This is a genomic window from Clostridium carnis, assembly GCF_054657435.1.
The window spans coordinates 1,668,481-1,694,397 of record NZ_BAAHYS010000001.1 but is presented as its reverse complement, the minus strand read 5'-3'; the positions used below and the strand labels follow the sequence as shown (position 1 = coordinate 1,694,397).

19 protein-coding genes and 4 pseudogenes are annotated in these 25,917 nt (G+C 26.7%); 2 read left to right on the top strand and 21 right to left on the bottom strand.

Annotated elements, in window-relative coordinates; genetic code table 11:
• Positions 1–58 precede the first annotated feature (58 nt).
• From ACYQ1T_RS08090 to istA, 9 genes and pseudogenes are all read right to left on the bottom strand, one after another.
• Entirely contained in the window at positions 59–1,144 is a 1,086-nt protein-coding gene (locus ACYQ1T_RS08090; protein WP_459833799.1) for a CdaR family transcriptional regulator, read from the bottom strand.
• Positions 1,145–1,290: 146 nt separating this feature from the next.
• A pseudogene (locus tag ACYQ1T_RS08085) lies at positions 1,291–2,112 on the bottom strand (mannose-1-phosphate guanylyltransferase); the annotation flags it as partial.
• Positions 2,113–2,183: 71 nt separating this feature from the next.
• Positions 2,184–3,911 carry an RNA-binding domain-containing protein gene (locus tag ACYQ1T_RS08080; protein ID WP_459833797.1) on the bottom strand — a complete coding sequence of 576 codons (1,728 nt, stop codon included), beginning with the start codon at positions 3,909–3,911 and terminating at the stop codon, positions 2,184–2,186.
• Positions 3,912–3,967: 56 nt separating this feature from the next.
• The gene (locus ACYQ1T_RS08075; protein ID WP_459833794.1) at positions 3,968–5,518 is read right to left on the bottom strand and encodes a recombinase family protein; all 1,551 of its coding nucleotides are present in this window, start codon (positions 5,516–5,518) and stop codon (positions 3,968–3,970) included.
• Positions 5,515–5,706 carry a hypothetical protein gene (locus ACYQ1T_RS08070; RefSeq protein ID WP_459833791.1) on the bottom strand — a complete coding sequence of 64 codons (192 nt, stop codon included), beginning with the start codon at positions 5,704–5,706 and terminating at the stop codon, positions 5,515–5,517. The genes ACYQ1T_RS08075 and ACYQ1T_RS08070 overlap by 4 nt, the downstream gene beginning before the upstream one ends.
• 345 nt (positions 5,707–6,051) lie before the next feature.
• Entirely contained in the window at positions 6,052–7,389 is a 1,338-nt protein-coding gene (locus ACYQ1T_RS08065; RefSeq protein WP_459833789.1) for a recombinase family protein, read from the bottom strand.
• 12 nt (positions 7,390–7,401) lie between these two features.
• Positions 7,402–7,542, bottom strand: a complete 141-nt coding sequence (locus tag ACYQ1T_RS08060; protein ID WP_459833787.1) for a hypothetical protein — start codon at positions 7,540–7,542, stop codon at positions 7,402–7,404.
• A 445-nt stretch (positions 7,543–7,987) separates the two neighbouring features.
• Positions 7,988–8,746 (bottom strand): IS21-like element helper ATPase IstB, encoded by a 759-nt coding sequence (istB, locus tag ACYQ1T_RS08055; protein WP_459831189.1) that lies wholly within the window; start codon positions 8,744–8,746, stop codon positions 7,988–7,990.
• Positions 8,740–9,989, bottom strand: a pseudogene (istA, locus tag ACYQ1T_RS08050) (IS21 family transposase); the annotation flags it as partial. The pseudogene istA and the gene istB, both read right to left, overlap by 7 nt.
• A 96-nt stretch (positions 9,990–10,085) precedes the next feature.
• Here istA and ACYQ1T_RS08045 point away from each other — a divergent pair.
• Positions 10,086–11,297 (top strand): annotated as a pseudogene (locus ACYQ1T_RS08045) (IS256 family transposase).
• A 260-nt stretch (positions 11,298–11,557) separates the two neighbouring features.
• Here ACYQ1T_RS08045 and ACYQ1T_RS08040 read toward each other — a convergent pair.
• From ACYQ1T_RS08040 to ACYQ1T_RS07985, 12 genes and pseudogenes are all read right to left on the bottom strand, one after another.
• Positions 11,558–11,857 (bottom strand): helix-turn-helix domain-containing protein, encoded by a 300-nt coding sequence (locus ACYQ1T_RS08040; RefSeq protein ID WP_459833784.1) that lies wholly within the window; start codon positions 11,855–11,857, stop codon positions 11,558–11,560.
• 72 nt (positions 11,858–11,929) lie between these two features.
• Positions 11,930–13,195, bottom strand: coding sequence for a competence protein CoiA family protein (locus tag ACYQ1T_RS08035; protein WP_459833782.1), 1,266 nt, complete (start codon positions 13,193–13,195; stop codon positions 11,930–11,932).
• A gap of 12 nt (positions 13,196–13,207) precedes the next feature.
• Positions 13,208–13,777, bottom strand: coding sequence for a hypothetical protein (locus tag ACYQ1T_RS08030; RefSeq protein ID WP_459833779.1), 570 nt, complete (start codon positions 13,775–13,777; stop codon positions 13,208–13,210).
• Between the two features lie 948 nt (positions 13,778–14,725).
• Positions 14,726–17,335, bottom strand: a complete 2,610-nt coding sequence (locus ACYQ1T_RS08025; protein WP_459833776.1) for a Spaf_1101 family AAA-like ATPase — start codon at positions 17,333–17,335, stop codon at positions 14,726–14,728.
• Between the two features lie 70 nt (positions 17,336–17,405).
• Positions 17,406–17,564, bottom strand: a complete 159-nt coding sequence (locus ACYQ1T_RS08020) for a hypothetical protein (RefSeq protein WP_459833774.1) — start codon at positions 17,562–17,564, stop codon at positions 17,406–17,408.
• A 24-nt stretch (positions 17,565–17,588) separates the two neighbouring features.
• The gene (locus tag ACYQ1T_RS08015) at positions 17,589–17,774 is read right to left on the bottom strand and encodes a hypothetical protein (protein ID WP_459833771.1); all 186 of its coding nucleotides are present in this window, start codon (positions 17,772–17,774) and stop codon (positions 17,589–17,591) included.
• Positions 17,775–17,776: 2 nt separating this feature from the next.
• Positions 17,777–18,829 carry a hypothetical protein gene (locus ACYQ1T_RS08010; protein WP_459833769.1) on the bottom strand — a complete coding sequence of 351 codons (1,053 nt, stop codon included), beginning with the start codon at positions 18,827–18,829 and terminating at the stop codon, positions 17,777–17,779.
• Complete coding sequence (locus ACYQ1T_RS08005; protein ID WP_459833767.1) at positions 18,829–19,743, bottom strand: MvdC/MvdD family ATP grasp protein; 915 nt, start codon at positions 19,741–19,743, stop codon at positions 18,829–18,831. The genes ACYQ1T_RS08010 and ACYQ1T_RS08005 overlap by 1 nt, the downstream gene beginning before the upstream one ends.
• Before the next feature lie 149 nt (positions 19,744–19,892).
• Positions 19,893–20,186 carry a hypothetical protein gene (locus tag ACYQ1T_RS08000; protein WP_459833765.1) on the bottom strand — a complete coding sequence of 98 codons (294 nt, stop codon included), beginning with the start codon at positions 20,184–20,186 and terminating at the stop codon, positions 19,893–19,895.
• Between the two features lie 641 nt (positions 20,187–20,827).
• Complete coding sequence (locus tag ACYQ1T_RS07995) at positions 20,828–22,021, bottom strand: hydroxymethylbilane synthase (protein WP_459833762.1); 1,194 nt, start codon at positions 22,019–22,021, stop codon at positions 20,828–20,830.
• Positions 22,022–22,124: 103 nt separating this feature from the next.
• Complete coding sequence (locus ACYQ1T_RS07990; RefSeq protein WP_459833759.1) at positions 22,125–22,325, bottom strand: hypothetical protein; 201 nt, start codon at positions 22,323–22,325, stop codon at positions 22,125–22,127.
• 249 nt (positions 22,326–22,574) lie between these two features.
• A pseudogene (locus ACYQ1T_RS07985) lies at positions 22,575–22,832 on the bottom strand (sugar phosphate nucleotidyltransferase); the annotation flags it as partial.
• Positions 22,833–23,217: 385 nt separating this feature from the next.
• Between ACYQ1T_RS07985 and ACYQ1T_RS07980 the strand changes: the two are divergent.
• On the top strand, positions 23,218–25,884 hold the full coding sequence (locus ACYQ1T_RS07980) for a cation-translocating P-type ATPase (RefSeq protein ID WP_459833755.1): 2,667 nt from the start codon (positions 23,218–23,220) through the stop codon (positions 25,882–25,884).
• Positions 25,885–25,917: the final 33 nt, after the last annotated feature.

Here is a 25,917-nt window from a genome sequence, read left to right as displayed (position 1 = left end):
TTATGACCTTATTGTATATGTTTTCGTAAACGAATTCATTGTTCTTTTAACGTATTTTTTAGCTATTATTTTGTTCATTTGCACAAAATAATTTATAGGAAATATACGCAGTACTTAATTTATAGAAATCTAATATATTATCAAACTTTAAATTGGTTACCTCTTCTATTTTCTCTAACCTATAATTTAATGTATTTCTATGTATATGTAGATTTTGAGCTATCTTATTTCTCTCACCATTTAAATCCATAAAAGTTATAAAGGTATCAATAAGTTCATTTCCCTTACTACTAAGCTTAATAGAATTTATAATGTTATTATTATTGTTACTTTTAAATAATTCTTGCATTTTATAAAAGAATTCTATTTCCTCGTACCTAACTATTTTTCTATATTCAAATAAACTATTAGCTATATTTATTGACTCTATCGCTTCTAATAAAGAATTATTTAATATTTTACTATTTCTTCCTATTCCTAGTCTGATTATAGCTTCATTAAACTTACTTTCTAAATCCTGTATTCTTTTCTTTTTATTAATATCATCGTTTATTATTACTGCTATTCTATTTGTTGATATATTTAAGTAATATTCATTTTGCTTTATAACTTTATTTATATATTTTCTAATTTTATCTGAGGTTTCTTTCTTGTACTCAATTATAATAACTATTTTATTACCAGTTACATCTATCTCTAACGCCTTTCCCCTATCTTTAAACTCATTATCATATTCATTGTTAGAGTACAACCATTCATAAATAAACTCTTCTTTTAACTTACTTTTTATTATGTATTGATTTAATGAATATTCCTGATTAATTAAAAGTTCTGCTGTAACTCTTACAATTTCACCAAAAGCTCTAACCTGTTCTGGATTACCAGTTATTCCAATGACACCTATTACTCTTTCCTTAAAATATATAGGTATATTTACTCCTGGTTTTATATCTGTATTTTCATTTATAACTTCAATTGTCTTTCTTAAGTGCAAAGCTTCTACAGCTCCACAATGTAAGCTTCCTACTCTATAGTAATCTCCACTACCAACAATTACCCCTTTCTCATTCATTATGTTTACGTTATATGGGATAACTTGCATCATTTTATCAACTATATTTTGAGCCAACTCTTTACTTAACATATTTACCTCCATTTTTATATTTTTCTCTTAATTAGATTCTATTATTTATATTAATGCTTAAATTATTAAAATAATCAACAAAATAAAACTATTACTACTTAACCAAAAAGGATGTATTATTTCTAATACATCCTTTTTAATCTTATTTAAATAAAGTTTTCATATTCATTTTTATGATTTAAATCATTTAATAAATGCTTAATTTCTTGATCTTTATTTTTATCCATTATTAATATTACATCTCCAGCATCTACTACGATTAAATCTTTTACTCCTAAACCTATAATGAGATTTTTTTCGCCAAAGACAGCACAGTTTTCACATTCCTGTAGATATACATTTTCACTAACTTTATTATTTTTCTCTTCCTTCAAATATCTACTTAATGCTGAAAAACTTCCTATGTCATCCCAAACAAAATCGCTTTTTATAACATAAGCTTTTCTTGTTTTTTGCATTACTCCAAAGTCTATTGATATGCCATCTATTAGCTCATATTGTTCCTCTATTATTTTTTCTTCATCCTCTTCACCTAGGTGCTTATATATTTCCATTAAGGATTTATATAATTGTGGAAGGTATTTTTCTATTTCTCTTAATATAGCATCTGCTCTAAATACAAATATACCCGAATTCCACAAATAAGTTCCTTTTAACAAAAAGTCCTTTGCAACCTCTGTGTTTGGCTTTTCTGTGAATCTTGCAACTTTATAGCTTGGTCTTTCCCCTGGTATTCTTTGTCCCATTTCTATATATCCATACCCTGTTTCTGGTCTTGTTGGTGAAATTCCAAGTGTTACTATTCCTCTTTTTCTATTTGCTATATCTACAGCTTGTGCTAATGTTTCTATATAATCCTTCTCGCATTCTATATGATGATCTGAAGGTAAAACAACCATAACAGCATCTCCATCTTGTTTTAATAACTTAACTGCTGAAAGACCTATGCAAGTAGCTGTCTCCACATTGACGTTATTGGACATTCTATCGTTCCATTTTACCGTTCCACCGTTCCACTTCACCGTTCCACCGTTTCATTTTAAAACTTATCTGCAATTACATATTTAATTTGAGAACCTGAACCAAGCCTAACTATTTTATCCTTACTTATTAATTTATTAAAAATTCTACTTGCAGTTGTTTTAGATAATTTCAAATCACTTCTTGCTAAAGAATTTGTTATGAACTTATTTTTTATGATATAGTCAACTATTAATTGCTCATCTTTAGAAAGATCGCTTTCATCATTGTTCTGAATGTTAACTTCATAATTTTGATTTAAGTTTCTAAATAAATTTGTTAAATAATACTTAGTTCCTCTTCCTATCCCATCAGCCTCTAAATAATTTTCATCAACTAAAGATGATATTATCTTACTACTATTTATCGCATGAGTATCTAATAGTTGTTGTAATCTGTTATTAGTTACATATCCCTCTTGATGTGCCGCTACTAGTGCCATTACTTCTTCTCTATTTAACTTATTATATTTATCTTTTAATACACTTTTTAAGAGTCTTATACTTTCTTCTGGCAACATAGCTACTGTTCTTAATGTTAAGTCTATTCTATCTGGATTATATAATTCTTCCAAATCTGGTGCTAACCATTCTTGCTCTTTCCATACTAACTGAATATTTTCAAGTCCAGAGCCTGCTCTTTCTCCAACACCTAGTATATTAAACATCTTAAATATATTTTCATTTCTTGGATCACTTATCCCACCTCTTAATACTTCTTCTCTACTAATCCTTAAACTTCCCGGATTACTAATTTTGAAAAAAGTTTTTCCCTTTTCTATAACTATCCCTCTCGGAAGTCTATAATCTGAATGTATTAAAGAATTTGCAACAGCCTCTCTTACAGCCTCATGCACTCTTGTGTCCTCGTGTCTTACTCCATTAACAATTCTAAATGGTATATTTAAATTATCTGTTATTCTGTTTATAATTTTAAAATAAAAATCAAATATATTTCCACTCCATGTCCCATCAGAAGATATTACTCTATAATCCCATCTAACGTCTTGTGACATTTTCTCTCTATAATCTAAAAAATACTTTGGAAACTCATCTGTTATGCTCCTATCTTCTCCAAACATTAAAAGCCCTGCTGCTGTAATTCCTTCTCTACCTGTTTTCCTATCTTTATCATAAGCACCTAATTTATATAAAAATGATTTATCCTCTAAAGATACCCATGGATGATTTGGTTTTACTGCTCTTAGTCTATTTCTAAAACTATCAATAGTATCTTGATTTAAATCTTCCATAGAAAATCCATCTAAAATAATACTATCTTGTGATTCATCTAATTGATCTGCAATCATTCTTTTTATTTCTTCACTTGAACATTTATAATCTCCAGAGTGATTTCTTCTATATGTTCCTAAATGTTTACTTTCATTAAATGGATTTTCACCAATATAAACAGGCCTTTCTTTTCTTTCTGCTTTGGGAACATTAATTAATATTATTTTCTTATTATCAACTTCTTCTATCTTTACTAGTGAATTATTTAATATGTTAGAACTTACTTTTTTAGGGTTATTTAAATTATCCCATAAATCCTTAAGTATATTGTCTGTATTTTCTATTCCACACACACTAAATATACCCTTCTTTTCTTTTATACCTAATAAAATAGTCCCTCCATTTGTATTGCAAAATGCGGAGTAAGTTTCCCATAAATCTTTAGGTAAGCCTCCTGCTGCTTCTTTGCATTCTATTTCTTCATTTTCAACTATTGAATATATGTCTATCTCCAATATAATTCACCTCTTTCTTTCCTCTGACTTTTATCTCATACTTTTTATTATAGCCTCTATTTACTAAACTTAAAATAAATATCCACACTTTTTTCTTTTGTTATCTTATCCTCATTAACAATAATTTTATCTACTAAAGCCTCCACAAAATTTCTATCTAGTTCTTCTAAAGATAAAACTTTATCTATTTCATCTTTATATATTTTAGTTATATCTATATCTTTATCATTATTTTGTATTATCTCTTCTAATTCTTCTTTTCTCTTTATTAAACTTTCTTGCTTTGTTTGTATTGTAACACTTAAATTCGAAAAATTCCTTTCAGATATTTTTTCATTTAATTTATCCTCATATAGCCTCTGAAATTTAGCATCCAATGTGGATAATTCAGTAATTACTTTGGATAACTCTTTTTCGAATTCATTCTCTATAACAATACCATCCACATCTTTATAATACTTATTTTTATTTACTTTTTTATTTATTGCTCCTTCTACATAAGACTTTATTTCTTCTATTAGATCTTCTTCCTTAATAGAGTGTGGTGTACATCTGCCACCACCCATTTGAGAGTTTGTACACTTATATCCCTTATATTTTTTTCTATAGGACATACTTCCGCCACAACCTCCGCATTTTAATACAGTAGTAAATGGATATATTCTATCTTGCTTATATCTATACCCATTCTTTCTTTTTTCAATTATAGTTTGTACTCTTTTGAAAGTATCCTTATCTATAATACCTTCAAATTCTCCTCCCCAAATCCATTCTTCTTTTGATGTTACTTTCACTTGTTTTATTTTATAACTAACTTTTTTCCATCGTTGCTGGACCATATACCCTCCATATTTTGGGTTTGTAAGTATGCTTTGAATTGTATTATTAGTCCAAATTCCAAATTTCTTTCTCTTGAAATTATTAATTCTTGCACTTGGGGGTAATATTCCTTTTTTGTTTAAGTAGGTGGCTATTCTTCCGTAGCCCCATCCCTGCTGGTATAAGGAAAATATTTCTTTAACTACTTCTGTATGTTCTCCCCCTTCTGGAACTAACACAATTGTTTTCTGATTACCTTCATAGAACTCTTCAAACTTATACCCATAAGGTGGTTTAGATGCTATGGATGAGCCTCGTTGCATTCTATCATTTAAAGCACTCTTTACTCTCTTACTACAGTCTTTTACATACATTTCATTTATAATATTCTTAAATGGAATAATATCATTAAACTCATTATCTGTATCAACATTGTCTAAAACAGATATAAATCTTACATCCTTAACTTTGAAGTAATCTTCTAAATAATATCCTGCAGTAATGTAGTCTCTAGAGAATCTTGATAAATCTCTAGTTAAAACCATATTTATTTTCTTATCCTCTATATCTTGCTTCATCCTTATAAATGAATCTCTATCAAAGTTTGTTCCTGACATTCCCAAATCTTCATAAATATTTACTAAGTTATATACTCCCTCCTTATCATCCCTCGACTTCTCTAATAGCCACTTTTTCAAATTTCCAACCTGTGCTGGAATAGATTCCGCTTGTGAATCCTTATCAGTACTTACTCTAGCATATATTGCTACATTCCATATCTTTCTCACTCTTTAACCACCTCTTGCTTTTCTTCACAATTAGTGGATAGATCTTTGTTTACAATATTATTATACCGCGCTATATCACCTTTTTTTATATTTCTAGTTACTTCATTAATTTTTTCTTTAATTATTTTATCAATAATGTTTTCAATATTCTCTTCCCCATATTGAATATTTACTATGACTTTACTCATTAATCTTTCCCTTAAAAATTACTACTGATATACATTATTCTAAAATACCTATATATATGAAAAGGACTAGATACAACAACAGTAATTGTTGCACCTAATCCTTTTGCTAAAATCTCCACATTACTTCAATTTTATTATTCTCCTATACTTTAATCTTATCAATAAATAATGTTAGTACGGAATTTTTACAAGTTATATGTTTATCTAAATCTCAATAATCTTTTTGCTTTTTTCAAATAATGAAAATTGATAATCTATAATCTCATCTTTTAGTTTAATTTGTTCTTTTAATGAACTTCTTTTTTCTTTTAAATCTATGATCAATTCATTTAATATATCTATGTCTTAACTACAATCTTTACTATCAAGTTGTCTTTCTACATCAAGTATTTCTTTTGTAGTCTCCTTTACTTGTGTCTCTAATTTTTCTTTTTCACTAACATGAAATGAGTTATCATTTTTAACACTTATAACCTTTTCTAAAACCTTATTCAAGTCTAAATTTTCACAAGAATTAATATTGTTAATTAATAATTCCTTAACTATTTTAAACAACTCTTCTTCCTTTATTAAATGTGTAGTACATCCAAATTTCCCCTTATTATTACTTGCTGCACAGACATATCCCTTTGAACGTTTCTTATATACTAGCGCTTGTCCACAATCTCCACATTTCAATAATCCAGCAAAGGCATATTTAATTCCAGACTTAGTTCTACTATTACTATTGGTTTCTATAAGCAAGTCTTGTACTAACTCATATGTCTTTTCATCAATTATACTTTTAAACTTTGCTGTAGTCATCCAATTATCTTTATCTTTACTTATTATTTCTTTAAATTCCCCCGAATTTATAAATCCGTTTTTTTGAGTCCTAAATTGACTTAGATTACCACAGTATAATGGATTTTTTAATATAGCAGAAATTGTTTGTTTACTCCATATCTTATTACCTGTTGGTGATGCTATACCTAGTTTAGTAATTTTATCTGCAATATCATTTAATGTTAACCCTAAAATATAATCTTCGAAAATTAATTTAACTATATCTGATTTAATTGATTTTTCTACTCTCAATTCAACTATCCCATTACTGTTCCTATACCTCTCTAATCCAAAGGGCGCCTTTGAACCAATATAACTCCCTTTTCTAGCCATGCCGTTTAATCCTCTTCTTGTTTTTACAGAACTTGCTTTTACATAATCTTGTGCTACATTGCTTATTGCTTCAATTTCTGAATATGCCTTCATAGAATTTATTATTGAATTATCCATATCTATATATAATAAATTTGCTGAACCACCATTATATAGCAAGTTCATGTTATTGTTTGTTAATCTTCCTAATCTATCAATGTGAGTTGTTATTATACAATTTATCTCTCCTGCTTTTAAAGCCCTTAACATTTCTGTATAACCAGCCCTCTTATCATTAGCAGTTCCTGAAACCCCATTATCATAATACTCTGTTATATCTTCTTCCTCTAACTCTAAGTCTTCTGCAAAAAATCTAAGATTATCTAATTGTTTAGTAATTGCAATATCATCTTTTTTAGATACTCTAGCATATATACCAACTTTAACTTCATTATTTTCATTCTCCTTATAAAATGACCAATTTCTATAATTCCCTACCTTTACTCCTAACTTTTCTAAATTACAAATTAATTCTTTTAACTTCATATTTAATTCCTCCTATGCTGTTTTCTTTATATTCTTTTCATTGTTATTTTCTTTAATTGTATTTACTACAAATTTCTCCATTAAATCTTCTATATCAAATTTATATAAATTTACCTCTTCTACTTTACATTCTTCTATTTTTATTCTTGCCATAATTTTATCCTCCTCTGTTACTTAACTTTTTTACTTTCCGGAAAGTCTTGTAAACAAAGGCTTTATAACCTTTGTATTTATACATAACACGAGTAAAATAAAATCCGCCAAAAATTTTTTATTTTTTTAAAACTTTTTTACTTTTCGTTAAGTCTTGTAAACAAAGCCTCTATAACCTTTGTATTTATACATAACATGAGTAAAATAAAATCCTCTAAAAATTTTTAATTTTTTTTATAAAAAAAAGACCAGGAAACAATACCCTAGTCTTAATCTCATTCTCTAACTATAAATTTACTATATCAACATCAAATTCTTTTAGTTCTTTAATATTAAATTTTATCTGTTCTATTATACTATCTTTAAAATAGAAATCCCAAGCACAATAGATATTATAAATGTCAAGTTAATGCTGTAAGTTTTTGATCATTTAAGAGTGTTGTTTTTAGTTCTCCTCAAAATTAAAATGATCTTTTAATCTATAAGAATTTCCAGTAATAGAAACTACGTGAGCGTGGTGAAGTACCCTATCTAAAATAGCATTAGCTATTATAGGATCACAAAATATTTCATCCCAAGCATTAAAATTTATATTAGTAGTTATAATAGTACTTTTCTTTTCATAACGCATATCTATAAGTTGAAAAAATAGTTTTGAATCTTCTTTATCTATAGGTAAGTATCCTAATTCGTCTATAATCAAAAGCTTGTATTTACTAAAATGCTTAAGCCTTGAATCAAGCCTATTTTCTAAATTAGCTCTTTTTAATTGCTGTAATAAATCATTACATTTAATAAAATATGTGCTACATCTTCGCTTCGCGGCAGCGATACCTATAGAAGTGGACAGGTGAGTCTTTCCAACTCCACTTGTTCCTAAAAATACAATATTCTCTTTTGCTTGTAAGAAGCGTAATGATGCAAAATCTAATATTTGATCTTTATTTATACATGGTTGAAAATTAAAATCAAAGTCTTTAAGTTCTTTAGTGTGGGGAAATGCCCCTACTTTAACCATTGATCTAATCATATTTGCTTCTTTACAATCTATTTCATGAGATGTAAGTTTTATAAGAGTATCAACAAATGATAAATTGTTTTTTGTTGAAAAATCAATAACTTCATCTAAATGATTAACCATTTGCTTTAATTTTAAATACTCTAAATTATTAATTAATTGCATATACGCACTATTAGTTACCATATATTTCTCCTATCACTTTTAAATTATTTTTAGCTATTTCATTCATTTCATATTTAGAATTTTTTAATGTTAAAGAACTAATCTGTAAGTAATGATTATTATGATAATTTAATTTTTGATTTTTAATTTCATGGATAGTAACTAAATTTGTGCTATAATACAAATGTAGTTGATTGTCATATACTTGCAGTTTAAGTTTTTTGCCTATATATTCTGGTGGTACAGAATATTGGTTTGATTTATAAGAAATCATACTTTGGCTATTAACCTTAACACTTGTAGTTATGATGTTGTATTGATTTCTTATTTGTTATGTTGGAAGCGCAAATAAGAAATCTTTTTCTTTTTCTAAGTGTAGAACAGGAATTTTTCCAGTTGAAGTATGGCATGTCCCATTAATTCTGTTATTAAGTTTTGAAATCAATTCATGTAATTCATCAAAGTTGAGAGTACCATTATAAGCTCTAATCTCATCTAGTAATTTCATTGGTGCTTCTACTTTAGCTTTTGTATTCGGTCTACCTGCTATGCAGGGACGTACTTTAAAACCATAATCATCTGCAAACTGTTGAAATTTATTATTTACCTTTCCGCTTTGATAAGTTGTTCTTGGGTGATCCATAACAGTTTTCATATTATCTGTTAATAACTCTTTAGGAACGCCGCCAAAGGCTTCAAATGATTCATTTAAAAATGAAAATAATATATCTTGTGTTTTTTCTAATGATAATCTATAAATTCTAAACCTTGAATATGACAGTATTAAAACAAATATATTTATGTTAATAACTTCACCGTTGCTTAAAACAAAATCAATATTTTCTTTCCAATCTAATTGTGCTTGTTGTCCCTTATCCGTTTCAAATCTCATAGTAGATTTATTAGATATGTAGCCTTTTTTTCTACGTTTAAAATAGTCATTAAACTCAATATTATTAGATATGTATCTTCTAAAAGAAGATTTTGCACAGTCTAAGCCATGGTTATCTTTAAGATATTGCCATAGAACACGCTTATAATAGAATACTTGAATTGACTCTTCATTCAAAAGAGATTGTATAATAGGCTTAAAATCATCAATTGGTGATTTTCGATTTCGAGTTGATGGCTTAACATATCCATTTAAATATTTGCCTACGGTACGGGCATCCACGCCAAGTTCTCTTGCAATTTGACTTTTATTAACTTTCAAATTATTTACCTCCATAATTACTTTTAATTTATGAAGATCTACTAAACTATTAGAGCATGTAAATAATTTTGTGTAAACTGAATAAGGGAGACTTCTTCTTGGCGATAATTAAGCTAATAATTAATTACCAGGAAGGAGTCTTTTATTATGTCAGATTTATCAAAAGAATTATTAAGAGCTTATATTAATGAACAAAATTTCACTAATCCTAACGAGGTTCTATCTTCATTAAAAGAATTATTTAAGGATGTATTACAAGAAGCTTTAGAAGCTGAGTTAGATGAAACTCTTGGGTACGGAAAGCATGAAGTAAGTGAAAAAGTGAATAGTAGAAACGGATACTCCAAGAAAACAATTAAGACAGAACTAGGAGAAATATCATTAAATATACCTCGCGACCGCAACGGCGAATTTGAACCACAAATAGTACCAAAGCATCAAAGAAACGTTAATGGCATAGAAGATAAGATATTATCCCTTTATTCTAAAGGAATGACTACTAGAGACATATCAGAGCAAATAAAGGAACTATATGATGTTGAAATAAGTGCTGAAACAGTATCTAATATAACTAATAGAATTTTACCATTAGTGTCTGAATGGCAGAATAGACCCCTAGAAAAGACTTATTCATTTATTTTTATGGATGCTATTCATTATAAGGTTAGAGATGATAAACGCGTGGTTGTTAAAGCTGCATATGTAGTTATAGGCGTTGATTTAGACGGAAATAAAGAAGTTTTAGGAATATGGATAGGCGCTAATGAAAGTAGTAAATTTTGGCTTTCAGTACTTAATGACCTTAAGAATAGAGGAGTTCAAGATGTTTTAATATTCTGTGTAGATGGGTTAAATGGCTTCAAAGAAGCTATCGGAGCTACTTTCCCATTTGCTAAAATTCAAAGATGCATAATACATCAAATAAGATCAAGTATGAAGTATGTACCTTATAAAGATAAAAAAGCTTTTGTTGCTGATTTAAAAACTATTTATACAGCTGTAACCGAAAGCGAAGCTATGGAAAATCTTATAGATGTAAAAGAAAAATGGGTTAACAAATATCCTAATGCAATAAAAAGTTAGGAAGACAATTGGGATAACTTGAGTACGTTCTTCGAATTTTCACCATATATAAGAAAAATAATTTATACAACTAACGTTATCGAAAGTTTAAATAGCCAATTTAGAAAAGTTACCAAGACTAAACTAATATTTCCTACTGATGAAAGCCTATTAAAAATGTTATATTTAGCTACTGAAAGAGTTCATGCTAAATGGACTAGAAGTTATGCAAACTGGGATTTAGTTATCAATGAATTAAAAATAATATTCTCCGATACTTTTTCAAAAGGAGCATAAAAAAAACTTCAACAAAGGTTTCCCAATGTCAAAGTTCTTTTAAAAGAAATCTTCTATCTACTTATATTATTCACCTTAATTGGTGAATATATACAATGACTTGAAGACACAATATAAATCAAAATTTCTTTAATTATTTCTAAGAAGAAATTTCAGATACACAAAGTTTTTTACAGCCTCTAAATATCCTATAAATTCACAGTATTAGTCAAAGAACAATAATAAAGTGCTAAAGTTATATCTCTAGCACTTTATTATTATCATTTTAATTTTAGTAAAAATTCTTGAAGAGATTTCACTTGTTTTTCATTTAGTAATTTATCATCTAAAATCACTCTTATACCCTTTAATTCCGTAGTAATAAATACTATCTTCCTATCAAGTATATCTACTCCTAGCACTTCTTGTATTCTTTCTATAACACTTGTAGTAGGATTTGTTTTTACCCCATTTTCTATCCTACTTAAATAGGATTCAGATACTCCTGTTAATTCTGATAACTCTTTTAATGTTATATTCTTATTACACCTTATTTGTTTAATATATTTTCCTAAAACCATAAATAAAGACCTCCATATAATTTTTCATATTATATAGAAGTCTTTTATTGTTTTTCAAAATATTATTTATATTTATACTTGAAATGAAAATTTACACTTCGGATAATTTCCACAAGAAACGAATGGTCCATACTTTCCATATCTTCTTATTAGATTACCATCACAATATGGACATTTTAACTCTTGCAGTGATTGTTTATTATCAAATATATCAGGTTCAATAACAGCCTCTCTCATTATTTGAGTATATATTTCAAGAGCCTTTTCTTCACCAGTTAAATATATATATTTAAACATTAATGTAATATTTTTATAATCTTGTGATCCTGCATTATATATTATAAACTTAGTTAAATCATTTATTGACCCTGAATTATTATTTATAGATTCTTTTATTTTATAACTATACCTGTTATTGCTTGTACAATATCTCTCTATTACCTCTTCATAGTTATACTCTACATTCAACTCTCTTTTCTCTCTATCTTGAAAAACTTCTTTTACTGTTTTTTCTAACTTTAATTTTCGTTCTGTCTCTTCCAACTCACACATTCTTTCATGATATCTAATAAACCTTATATTTTCTCTATTATATTTTTCTATAAAATCACATACTATTTTACCTTCTGTATTAATAGTAACATTTTTCAGTTTATAAGGCTCAACAAACAATTCATCAAATGTATTTTTACTATCAAATTTATCTACATAATACATATTTTTAGCCAGTATAAATTCATCTTCGTCTACGTCTATATATATTGCTACTTTCTCTAATTCATTTAACATTATTTGCTGAAAAAATGGTACTTCTATCTGTTTTTCTTTATTATTTAGTATTTCTTTTTTACCAGATAATAACCAAAGTACCCTTATTCCCTGATTATCATATTCCATTTGACGGTCCTGCCATTCTAGTATATCTAATGCTGTTCTTTGATATTCTATTGCTAACTTGTTACCATCTTCAAATTCGCAGTATATATCACATCTTCTTTTATTACTAAATCTATGATTGATATATATTTTACCTGTAGGATACATTTCTTTCAAATATGAATATAAGATCATTTTTCCTTTTCTATGTTGCTCTGTTTCTTTAAATCCATCATTAACATACTCACACTTTTCTTCACTATTCTTATGTGAAAAATGTGGTATTTTAACTCTTGGATCTTTTATATTTAAAACAACTTCTCTTCCACAATCAGGACACCTTAACTCCCCAAGTTTACCTGCAATTCTTAATACTTTAACCAATTCATAGTTTAATGCATAATTACTATTTGTAACGTCATATGCACATAGCATTTCACCCTTATACTCACAAATCTCCATACCTACTTCCCCCTAAAGACCTTGTCTTATATCACTAATAATCTCATTAATACATTTGTTTAAATATAATTGAAATCTAGGATCATCCTTAAACTCAATGCCTTTTTCGGTATATCTAACTGTATATTCCTCTACTATATCAACTGAAACTAAATTAATTAATTTATCTTGTAATTCCTTCTTTTCACTTTCTGATGCATTTTTTAACATAGCAAGCAATTCTGGTATTTTTGCCTTCTCCTCAACTAATGGTATATTAACTTCTATTTTCACTAAATCATCCATTACCTCTGGCTCTCCATTATCATCATAATCAATACCCTGTATCCATTTGTCACGCTCTCCTGTACTTGATGATTTTACTGTTGTTAAGCCAAAACTATCATACCTACTACTCTTATTATCCTTATATTCCTTATTACTATCTATAAGATATTTATTACTTAATAAGTATTCCGACAATGCTACTCTAACCAAGTCATGTTTTGTAAGCATTTTGACATCACTTAATTCTTCTAATGCTTTATCCATACTTTCAGTAAGTCTTGTACTAAATGCTATACTCTTCTTTTCCTTTGCCATACAAACACCTCTTTTACCATTTATATGTACATTTTAATACTAAAAGTTTCTATTTGCAAGATTTTGTATTCAAATATCAGTATTATTTTTTATTTTTATAATTTGTATGCAATTGCATACTTTTTAACTTATAGATATAACATTAAGATAATTTTTTAGTAATTCTTTTTTTATTTTAATGCAACTATTTTTTATTTTTGTTCACTTATTTTTCCTTGTACAATCTATATTCGTTAAAACCCAATCTTTATTTATCTAATGTTCTATATTTATTTTTCTAAATCAAAACTTAATTTTTTCATATGAAAAGTTAAGTTTTGTATTTTTTTAAATAAAAAGACCTTAAAGCCCTTATATCAAGCACTCTAAGATCCAATTTTACTATATTTATTTTATAAGTATTATTTTATATTTTTACCTCTTAATCCCAAATACTAAATTCTTATTCCTATCTATGTACACGTCAAAAAAAGACTGAACAATAAAGAAAGTGATATGAAAAGTAATGAAACGCTCATGAATAGCGTGTTTCGGATATATAGAGTGGTTGAATTAGTAAAATAAAGATTGGCTAAAAAATGAGGTTATTCCTTCAATCCTATTCAATAAAATTCAATAAAAAAAAGCAGATCAAGTACTGTTCAATATGCTTTCAAGCCTCTATTTTCAATACCTTTTCTGCTATCTTCTCTTTGTTCAATCTTTTTTCTTCTAGTTATTCTTTTTTTGGTTTGTCCATGGTAGTAATATGTTTATAAGTATATGTTGTAAGTTATTTAATATTAGTTAACCTATAAATGATATACTAGGTATTTTTTAATATTAAGATTATACTCACCAACATCATTTTAACTTTTTAGAGTTTGTCCCCCCTAAATTCCTAAGTTATAATTATAATTTTTTCAAAAACTAATCTAAAAAAGATATTCTGATAACTTATCCTATCTATTATTTTGCATTTTCTAATATAACTCCATACATCTTTACTTTATGATTAAATGAATTTTTTCCACCTTCTAAATAATTGATTATATGATTAGTTATAACCTCATCCGATGGATATCCCATCTTTTCAACCCATCCTCTATTACCATCAGAATTCATAACTATTACCTCTTCTGCATCAGCATTAGTCACTATTGTTGAACTATGCGTCACTACAATTACTTGACGACTATTTTTTACTGATTTCAAACTATTTACTAATGTTTTATAAATATATATATTATCTAAATTATCTTCTGGTTGATCTATTATAAGCGGTGTAGTATCACCAGTAATTCTCCCAAAATTAAATACGAATGTTAATAGTGCAACAACTTTTTGTCCTAACGATAACTCTCTCAAATCTTTAAAAATAATAGCGTTATTTTTAACATCTTCCTTAGAATTAATATTAAACTTCAAATTAAAATTATCCATAACCTTGAAGCAATTTATTATACTGCTTCTAATAAGTGAATCATTTTCCTTAATCCTTTTAAATATCTCATTATAAATAATTTTTCTATTTTCATTATTAATTGAAACTAGACCTTTTTCTACAGTATGATAACTTTCATTTAAAGTTTGAAATTTTTCTATTGGCAATATCTTATTCATAACTGTAAATTTCTTATTTAATATTAGATCTAACACTTCAAAATAATTTCTAAGTCTTATTAACTCTGAAAAATAATCTTGAACATTTTCCCAAGTTAACAATGTATTATTAATATGCTTATCCTTAAAATAACTGTTATCCTCCACTTCAAATATCTTAATAAAATCATCAAAATATAATCTGATATCATTCATTGGTTCATACTCTATATTTAGAACTTTACTATTTAAATCATTAAATTCTTTAACAACTTCTTGAAACCCAACTCGTCTCTTCTCTATCATCTTTAGTATATTATCTAAATTATCCCTGATAACTTTTAATATCCTTGTTGATGATGCAACTGTTACCTCTTTTATATATCTATTAATTTCATCATACTGAACATTGTATCTAATTACATTTTCAATATAACCTGAAATTTGTTTAGTACTAATTTTTTCTACTAATTTATTTATATTATATCCACGTCTAAAGACCTTCTTAAATAATTGTGCTATATTTTTATCATCTACCCTAATGTATCGTCTCCTTCCATTTATATATATAACTTTAAATACATTATACCACTGTGGTTTTAATTTATATGTATTATTATATTCATAATAAGAATTTCTCAAAATAGTTGGTACATTAATATATGATCCTCTTAAAGATATTTGCGGAATAAATTCTATTAAATATTCATCGTCATTATCAACAAATAAAGAAAAAATCTTTCTATGCATAGATATGTAATTTAACAACTCCCAATTATCACACTCCATAGAATAAATAGTTTCTAAAATATTTAATATTGTACTTTTCCCTGTTCCTCTTCCACCTATAATACAATTTAAATCTTTTGAAAAATCAATAATCAATTCCTCACATTTCTTATCTCTTTGATTAGGATTACATCCTAAAAATCCATCTTTTCCTGCTTGAACTACTAATCCTTTTATATACTTTTTTACTGGTTGTTGCTCTTGTGTATAAATACAAACTTGATGATTTAGGAAGGCTTTTTTAAGTGATTTAAAGTGTAAATTACTCATTTTTATCCATGTATTCTTAATTCCTATTTCATTAATTTCATGTGAATCCCCCTCGTAAACTATTGCTATATCAGAGATATCATTTCTAAATTCTCTTACTCTATTCTTTTCTCTATTTAACTTTTCAATATTAGTTAATCCTATTCCATTTAGCCATTTATTATTTAATAGTTTTTGCTTATACGCAGCATTTCCTAAAAGATCTGACGTATTAATATGAGCAATATATGTAATAGCATTATGATTTTTCATATCTTCTATTATTTTTCTAGTATCATAAAAAGATCCTAGTTCTTTCTGTAATATAATATAATCTAGATATTTCTCAAGATCTTCAATTCTTTTTTCATCATATATTATCATTAAATGATTTCTATCTGAACATGAGACTTCTACGCCTAAAAATAATTTAATTAATTTCATTTTATTTTTATAATTATCATCAAAATACTTTTTTATTGCATAATTTAACTTTTCATAGCCGCGAATTGTATTATGATCACTTACTACAGCAATCTCTATACTCTCTTTATATAATTTATATGCTATTGTCATATATGCCATATATTCTTTAAACGAATCAAATGGCACGTTTTTCTCCTTTAAATTCTCTCTATATTTATCTGAATTAAAACTATCCCAATCATTTAATATTGATTCATATGTATTATCTGATAAATATCCAACCTTATATGAATAATCAACAACTTGTCTAGTTGTCAAATTTGAGTATAAATATTTTCCTTCTAAATCTTTCTTTTCTTCTTCATTTTCTATATAAAATCTATAGCAATTTGACTCTGGTGTATGTATGTGTAATTCAACCTTTCTTAATTGCCCATATTTTTTCCTAGAAGAATTTATTTTATTATATACCTCATTTAAAAATGGTTCCCTTTCACTGTAAGCATTCTTCATCTATTAACCCCTCATTTATTTATCTATTATACGATACCCTTCTTATTAGTTTATTATTAAGTTATATTTCCTAGCATACAAATTCATCTGCATCGCTATTTTCTATTCTTCTAGTCTCCTCTGACCATAGACCAAGATACAACTCATCCTCATCAGATGTTTCTAATGTAAAAGTTGTCTTTGTACTCCCTATACTCATAAACTCATCTGCATCGCTATTCTCAACCACTGCTGTCTCCAACGTTGGTCCTTGTTATCTAAATTCATCTTCATCACTATTTTCTATTGTTTCTGTTAAAATTGTCCTTCCATTACCTATAACTTTATGTTTTAAATTACTATCCCTATAAGATACTTGTGTAACCTCATCATAATAATTATTATTTATACCTTCATAATCACAAACCCTTGAAAACTTGCTTAATATATGCTCTCTCATCTCTAATCCTCCACCATTATTATTTTAATTTTGTTTCTTTCTCCATCATCACTATCTTTTAATAACACTACATCATTCTTGCTTTTAAAAATATTAAAATAATTTATTATCGCCTTAAAAGATTCATCTTTTAAAATTTCATCACTATTATAAATCACTAATACTTTTGTCACAGCATTATCAGGTATCTTTTTATTTATTGTATTTATTACTTCTATAGTCTCTTTATCTTTATTCTCTAATTTATTAAAATCTATTTGATATATAGTTTGGGGTGCTGATACTTGTTTATATTGATTATTTAATATACTTAAATAACTACCTATCACAAGTATGCCTGTACATATAACTGCCCCCCTAATATATGTCTCTATGTTTTTAACAAATGTAACTATCCTATCTGTGCTTGTTTTTATGCTTTGATAGTCTAAATAGTATGCCATTATTATTCCCTTTTTTTTATTACCTCTTTTTAAATCTGAATATCTTTGCCTTTTGTGTCCACTTACCTTATTTACCTGCAATAACAATACACAAATATTCGCAATAATATAAAATAAAATTACTGTTAATAACTTAATCATAACGTTGGCTTTTATAAACATTTCTACTTTATAGAATACTAATATTAATGGAATTAATGCTAAAATTATTGTAGTATATGTATTTACCTTATTATACGAAATACCATTCCTATTATTTTGACTTTCAATTTGATATAACAAAAACTCCTTATCTTCCTCAATTTCTAAATTATTATTTAAATATTCTTCCTGAATGTTAGTTAATCTATCTATTTTCTCATCAGTAAAAGTAAAAAAGTCATGTAGCCTTATTCTATATTTCATATTAAAATGAAGTCTATTATTCTTTATTTTAAAAGTTAAAAAATAATATTTATATGCTCCAAAATTTAATGAAAATATGCTTACTCTAAGCCTTTCTCTAAAGTCTTTAATCCCCTCTTCATTTGTTCCAAAATTCTCATCATCTGAAATACATAAAATAGGGCTATAAGATAAAATTAAAAGTATAAAATTTAATATAATCTTCATCACACTATCCCCCCTAAGTAATTTATTATTTCATTAGATATACTTAATCCTATTTTTTCTTCTAACCATAGCCATTGACCATTTGGATTTACTTCTAAAAAAATATAGTCATTATTTTCATTAACTATAAAATCAAATGCTCCAAAACTTAACTCCATAATATTCATCATTTCTATACACTTGGATTCAATATCTTTAGGTATACTAATAAGTTCATATTCATTATTAATTTGATCAATCCTCCAATCAACAGAATTAAATGCCTTTATCTTAACTGGAAAAACTTTATTATTTATAATTGTAACCCTTACTTCATAACTCTTTTTTACATACTTTTGTACGTATAGTGGTGTTAGAGATATGTCTTCTTCTATATCCCTATCTACTTTCGAGGTCTGAATTATTTCACATCTATCTCCATTAACTACCTTTCCTGTTGTTAATGGTTTTATAATTCCTTCCTCTCGAATGATTTCATTTATATCATTAACCGACGTTCCTATTGATGATTCTGGGAATTCAAATCCTACCTTACTAGCAATTTTAATTTGATATACTTTATTTTCAGTTTTCTTCAATATGCTAGGTCTTGATAGTACATTTCCATCGAAAGCATCTACGATTCCATTAATATATGAAATTATGTCCCTTGAAATCATACTGTGATAAACTCCACTATATTCCGATAAGTTTGGTAATATAGGCTTTCTATAATATATAGAATCTATTTCATCTTCTCTAATTTCCCATTGGCTACTTTTTATTGTGAAACCACCTTCAAAACAAACATTAAATTCATACTTATTAAATCTATCTACATTTACTCTATAGAAAATGTATTGTTTATTATATTTGTTTATAATGTAATCTACTGTATAATCTACTGAACTAGTAAAAATTAATATTCTCCTCATACTACCTCCCATTATAATTATTCCCTATATTTTACCACAATTTTCATTATTTCTGTATTCTAATTACTTCACTTACTAAATATTTTCTATTAATTTAACAAAAGAACTAGATATAATCCAATATACCTAGTTCTCTATCTTATTTATTATTACAAGTGTTTATTTATAAATCCTACTATATCTACAATATCATTTTCAATTAGTTTACCAATTATATGAGTATAGTTTGTTAATTCTTGTCCTTCCTTTGTTTGATTATTTTGCTCCCATGCTGCCATACAACACACTCCATTTTGATCAAATTCATACATTATAGCGGAACACTCTATATCCTTTACCTCAACTAAATATCTATCAAAAATATATTCAAAACTATCATCATACGCAAATTCACCTAGATATTGAACCTTATATTTTTTTGTTTCTAAACTCTTTCTCATCATTATACATCTCTCCTTAAACTATTTTATATTTATTATCTAACATCAAAACAACACCAAAATTTTTAAGTAATTTTCAACATAATATCATCTCCTTTTAAACTTATACTTATATATCACACACTTTTTATTTTTTCTTCCAAAAAACATAAAAGTTTTTTATTTATTTTTTAAAACTGTGTTATATATGGCTATCAAAAGAAAAAGGAGATGGTCAATGTGAATACTATCAAAAAAAAATATAAATAATGAAATGAAAAAATTAAATGATTTAAAAAATATCCCTACAGGTGAAAACTATATTCTGAACTATATAAATTAGGATATAGATATAGAGAGTTAGGTACCGGTCGCAGTTCTCATATATGTAGCCATACCATAGCACCTCTTAATATAAACAGTAAATTTTATCTATCCGGTGAATACTTAGTTTTTGGTCTATGTAATTATCAGTACCCTCTTAAAGGGTGAGTTTATCGTGGGTTTGTTAAGAAAATTATAGATTAAAAGAAAAGATGAGGGATCTCTCCCTCATCTTTTACATACATTTAAGTGCAACATACCATATTTTCGTAACTCCACCAAATTCGTTATTTTATTGTTTTAATTATCTTATTTTTAATATAGTAACTACCTCCTTTTAATCAATCCCAATCTGTATTTCTAATTAATCTCATTACATCTCTCTTTTTATCGAATACCTCTTCATTTAATGTATTAATTTTTTCTTCTATAATATTTTCATCTATATAATAACTTTCTATAGTCATAAGACCACCTTTTAAAATATATCTATATAATTGATATTCTTCCTCTACTATACTAGTAATATCATCTATTACACATCCATTATTATATATATATTTATCTAATCTTAATGCCTCAAATAATTTAAAATTTTCAATATTATCATTTAATAAAGCCGTTAATATATGATCATTTAGATATACCTCATCAAATAACAATGTTGTATCTGTACACATTGAAAACAGCATAATCCCATCTACATTTTTAACATCATATAAATTCATAATTCCATATTTACTATTAAATAAATATGAGAGAAATTCCTCTCTAGAGGTTCCATAATTTATTATAACAAATCCTAAATTAATAGTATTTAAGTCTGTTTTTTTGCATTTCTCATCTATTCTTTTTATATTTTTCTTCAATTGTCTATAATTACTACTTAAAATTTTAACCTTATTGAGTTTTATTATGTTATATTCCTCAATTGGTCTATTAAAATAAGATTTTATAAATATATCTCCATCCTTTAATTCTCTAACGTCCAAGTTATCTTTACTAAATGGATCACAATCAAGTGCTTTAACCTCAATGTTTATTTCCTTATTGCCAATAATAAAGGTATACTCAAATCTTTTATTATTTGCACCTATTGTTTCATATTTTATTGTTTTAAAATCCTTATACAAATCACTCTTAAAAAATATACTAGTTAACATATAAAAATATATCATAAATTCACTTAGGTTCTCATTAAAAACTTTAATACTAAATACACCCTTATACATTGATTTTAACTTTTTATTAATAAAATCATTCATTATCTCTACATTACCTAGATATTTTTTACCTATAAAATTACAATATGCTATTGAAAATAACATTTCATCAAAGATAAACTCATCTCTCAAGAACAAGTGCCCTTTAGGATAATCCGTTTTAATTATCTCCAATATATCATATGCTGATTTTAAAATCTCCTCATAACAATAAAGTTTGTTCATATAAAATCTTTCATATAGAACTGGATATCTATCTAAATTACTCCATATTCTATTAGTTATAATGATGCCCCTAATCTTTTTATTCATAATTACCTCAACAAATTAAACTTTTAGTATATTGCAACTTAATTTTACCATATTTTTCTTTATATTTTGCTTTATGTTCTTTTAAATCTAAGAATATATTTTATTAATCTTTTTCTGATATTTTTTCCATATCAATAATTGCAATTATAATAATTTCAATTATTTTAAATACCACGTAAATTAAATATGCTCCCCCAATATACTCAAATATTCTATTTGCTGTTATTACATATACTATATAAAAACTAAAGTATTTTAAAACTGAATTTCTAATCTCTATATAAATAAATTCCTCTTTATTCATTATCCTAAACCCCATTTATAACTTTTTTTCATATGCTGACTTGTTTTATCTAACATTGCTATATTATTTATTAAGTTACCTTCTTTTCTTTTTGCTATTCAAAAATACTGTATATCCTATACCTAATTCTAAAATGTACTTCATATGATTGTTATTTTATTTTGTAAATCAATCTATCCACTTCATTAATTTAAAACATAAATATTAATCTAATTTTATTTTGTAAATGACCTATAGCGTCTAATAACGAGTCTCTTTGTTTTGTGGCTCTGTAAAAATATTTTCTCTATTTATGCCAGTTAGCTCTAATCTTATTTTATCCAAATAATCTTTGTTTGTAACTACATAAATATTATCCTTCTTAATTAAAGGAACTACTCTATCTACTGTATTTTCTAAAAAACTTTTGTTATTTATAAGTCTTAAAAACTGCTTTGGTTGATTTGCTCTTGATAGAGGGTAAAGCCTTGTACCTTTTCCTCCAGCTAAAATTAGCCCGTATATCACGAATTTTCAACTCCATGTAATACTATACTTCATCATATGCGGTCTATTGTCATTTTGTGAAATATTTAGTCCCATATGGAAGTCTACTCCTTTGATTTTATGATTTATTTTTTAATTTTAGAATTTATATATTGACTTTTTCAAATTGTAGTTTTACAATTTTCTTATACTCATATAAAAAGTTTTCTTTATTAAGAGGGAGTAGTAGTAAATATAACATCAACATTCGCGGTGTAAAAGACCTGGTGTTATATACCAATTTGGTTACGAGACTTTTAATATAATTTTCAAAATTTTTGAAGATTATATTAGGAGTCTCTTTTTATATACTTATATTTAAAAGACAGCCTATAAATCAATGAAATTATGTTTGGAGGAAATTCTTATGAAAAGATTCTTTTCAAAATCTGTTGAAGAAACTTTAAAAGACTTTAATGTTTCTAAAAGTGGACTTAATACTAATAAAATCCAAGAAAATTTAAAAACTCATGGTTATAATGAGTTAACAGAAAAGAAAAAACAAAGCTTATTAGAAGTATTTTTAAACCAATTTAAAGACTTGCTTGTATTCATATTAATTATAGCCGCTATTATATCTATGGTTACAGGAAATGTTGAAAGTACATTGGTTATATTTGCAGTAATAATATTAAATGCAATTTTAGGAACAGTTCAACATTTTAAAGCTGAACAATCTCTAGATAGTTTAAAGGCCCTTTCATCCCCTTATGCAAAGGTATATAGAAACGGTATTAAAGAAGAAATATTATCTAAAGAAGTTGTTCCTGGAGATATTTTAATATTAGAAGCTGGTGATTTAGTTGCTGCTGATGGTAGAATAATAGAAAACTTTTCACTACAAGTTAATGAAAGTTCATTAACAGGTGAATCTGAAAGTGTTAATAAAACATTAGATATAATTGATAAACCAGAGGTTGCTTTAGGCGATCAAAAAAATATGGTTTTCTCTGGTTCATTAGTTACTTATGGACGAGCTTTAGTTGTCGTAACTAATACTGGTATGAGTACCGAAATCGGTAAAATTGCTAACTTAATGGAACAAACTCAAGAAAAGAAAACTCCTCTTCAAAGCAATTTAGATGACTTTAGTAAAAAACTAGCTATTGGTATCTTAGCTATTTGTGCTTTAGTATTCATATTAAGCCTTTATAGAGGAACTCCTATAATAGATTCATTAATGTTTGCTGTTGCCTTAGCAGTTGCTGCTATCCCTGAAGCATTAAGTTCTATTGTTACAATAGTTTTAGCTTTAGGTACACAAAAGATGGCTAAAGAAAATGCCATTATAAAAAAACTTAAAGCCGTTGAAGGTCTTGGTTGTGTGTCTATAATTTGTTCTGATAAAACAGGTACACTTACACAAAATAAAATGACTGTTAAAAAAGTTTATGTTGATAATAAACTTATAGACGGTGAAGATTTAAATTTAGAAGAAAGTACTCATAACTATTTATTAAAAAGTTCAATTTTATGTAATGATTCTACTTCTAAAAATGGCACAGAAATTGGGGATCCAACTGAAGTTGCTCTTGTTAACTTAGGTCATAAGTTCTCTTTAGATGAATTAAATGTAAGAAATGAATTTAATAGATTAAGTGAATTACCTTTTGATTCAGATAGAAAACTAATGAGTACATTACACAGCTTTGATGGAAAATGTTTAATGTTTACTAAGGGTGCATTTGATGTACTTTTAGATAGAGTTAAATATATTAAAACCTCATCTGGAGTTCATGAAATTTCTTATGAAGATAGACAAAACATAATTAATACAAATAAACAACTTTCTCAAAGTGGTTTAAGAGTTTTAGCATTTGCATATCGAGAACTAGAAAATGTACATGAATTATCATTAAATGATGAAACTTCTTATACATTCATAGGTTTAATATCAATGATTGATCCACCTAGAGAAGAATCTGCTGCTGCTGTTAGAGATTGTATAACTGCAGGTATAAAGCCAATTATGATAACTGGTGACCATAAAATAACTGCATCTGCAATAGCTAAACAAATAGGAATTTTACAAGATGGTGATAGAGCTATAGAAGGTCTTGAACTTGATAAAATGAGTGATAAAGAACTTAAAGATAATATATCAACTATATCAGTTTATGCTAGGGTATCTCCTGAGCATAAAATAAGAATAGTTAATGCTTGGCAAGAAAAAGGTCAAATTGTTGCAATGACTGGTGATGGAGTTAATGATGCACCGGCTTTAAAACAAGCTGATATAGGTATTGCAATGGGTATTACCGGTACTGAAGTATCTAAAGATGCTGCATCTGTAATATTAACAGACGATAATTTTGCTACAATAGTAAAATCTGTTGCTAATGGGAGAAATATATATAGTAATATAAAAAATTCTATTAAGTTCCTATTATCCGGTAATGCATCTGGAATAATTGCAGTATTATATACTTCACTAATGGCACTACCAATGCCATTTGCAGCAGTACATTTATTATTTATAAACTTACTTACAGATAGTTTACCTGCAATAGCTATTGGTATGGAACAATCTCGTAGGGATCTATTAAAAGATAAACCTAGATCAAGTAATGAATCTATACTTTCAAAATCATTTATAAGAGAAATTACAGTGGAAGGATTAATAATAGGTATTTTTACATTAATCGCCTTCTATATAGGTCTAAAAGTAGATAGTTCAGTTGCATCTACAATGGCTTTTGCTACACTTTGTTTAGCAAGATTATTCCACGGATTTAACTGTAGAGGAAATAAGTCTATATTTACTCTTGGTTTATTCACTAATAAATATAGCTGGATGGCATTTGGAGCTGGAGTATTATTCTTAAATTCAGTTTTATTTATTCCATTCCTTCAAAATTTATTTGAAGTAACTCCTTTAACTGGAGGTCAAATAGGCTTTATTTACTTACTAGCCTTCTTACCTACAGTAATAATACAAGCCATTAAAATTGCTAAAGATATTTTTGATAATAAAACTTCTTCACTAATAGAAAGCTCTAATAAAAAAGAAGAAAATCTTGAAAATATAGCTTAATCAATACTAATATAATTTATTTAAGTAAAAAGC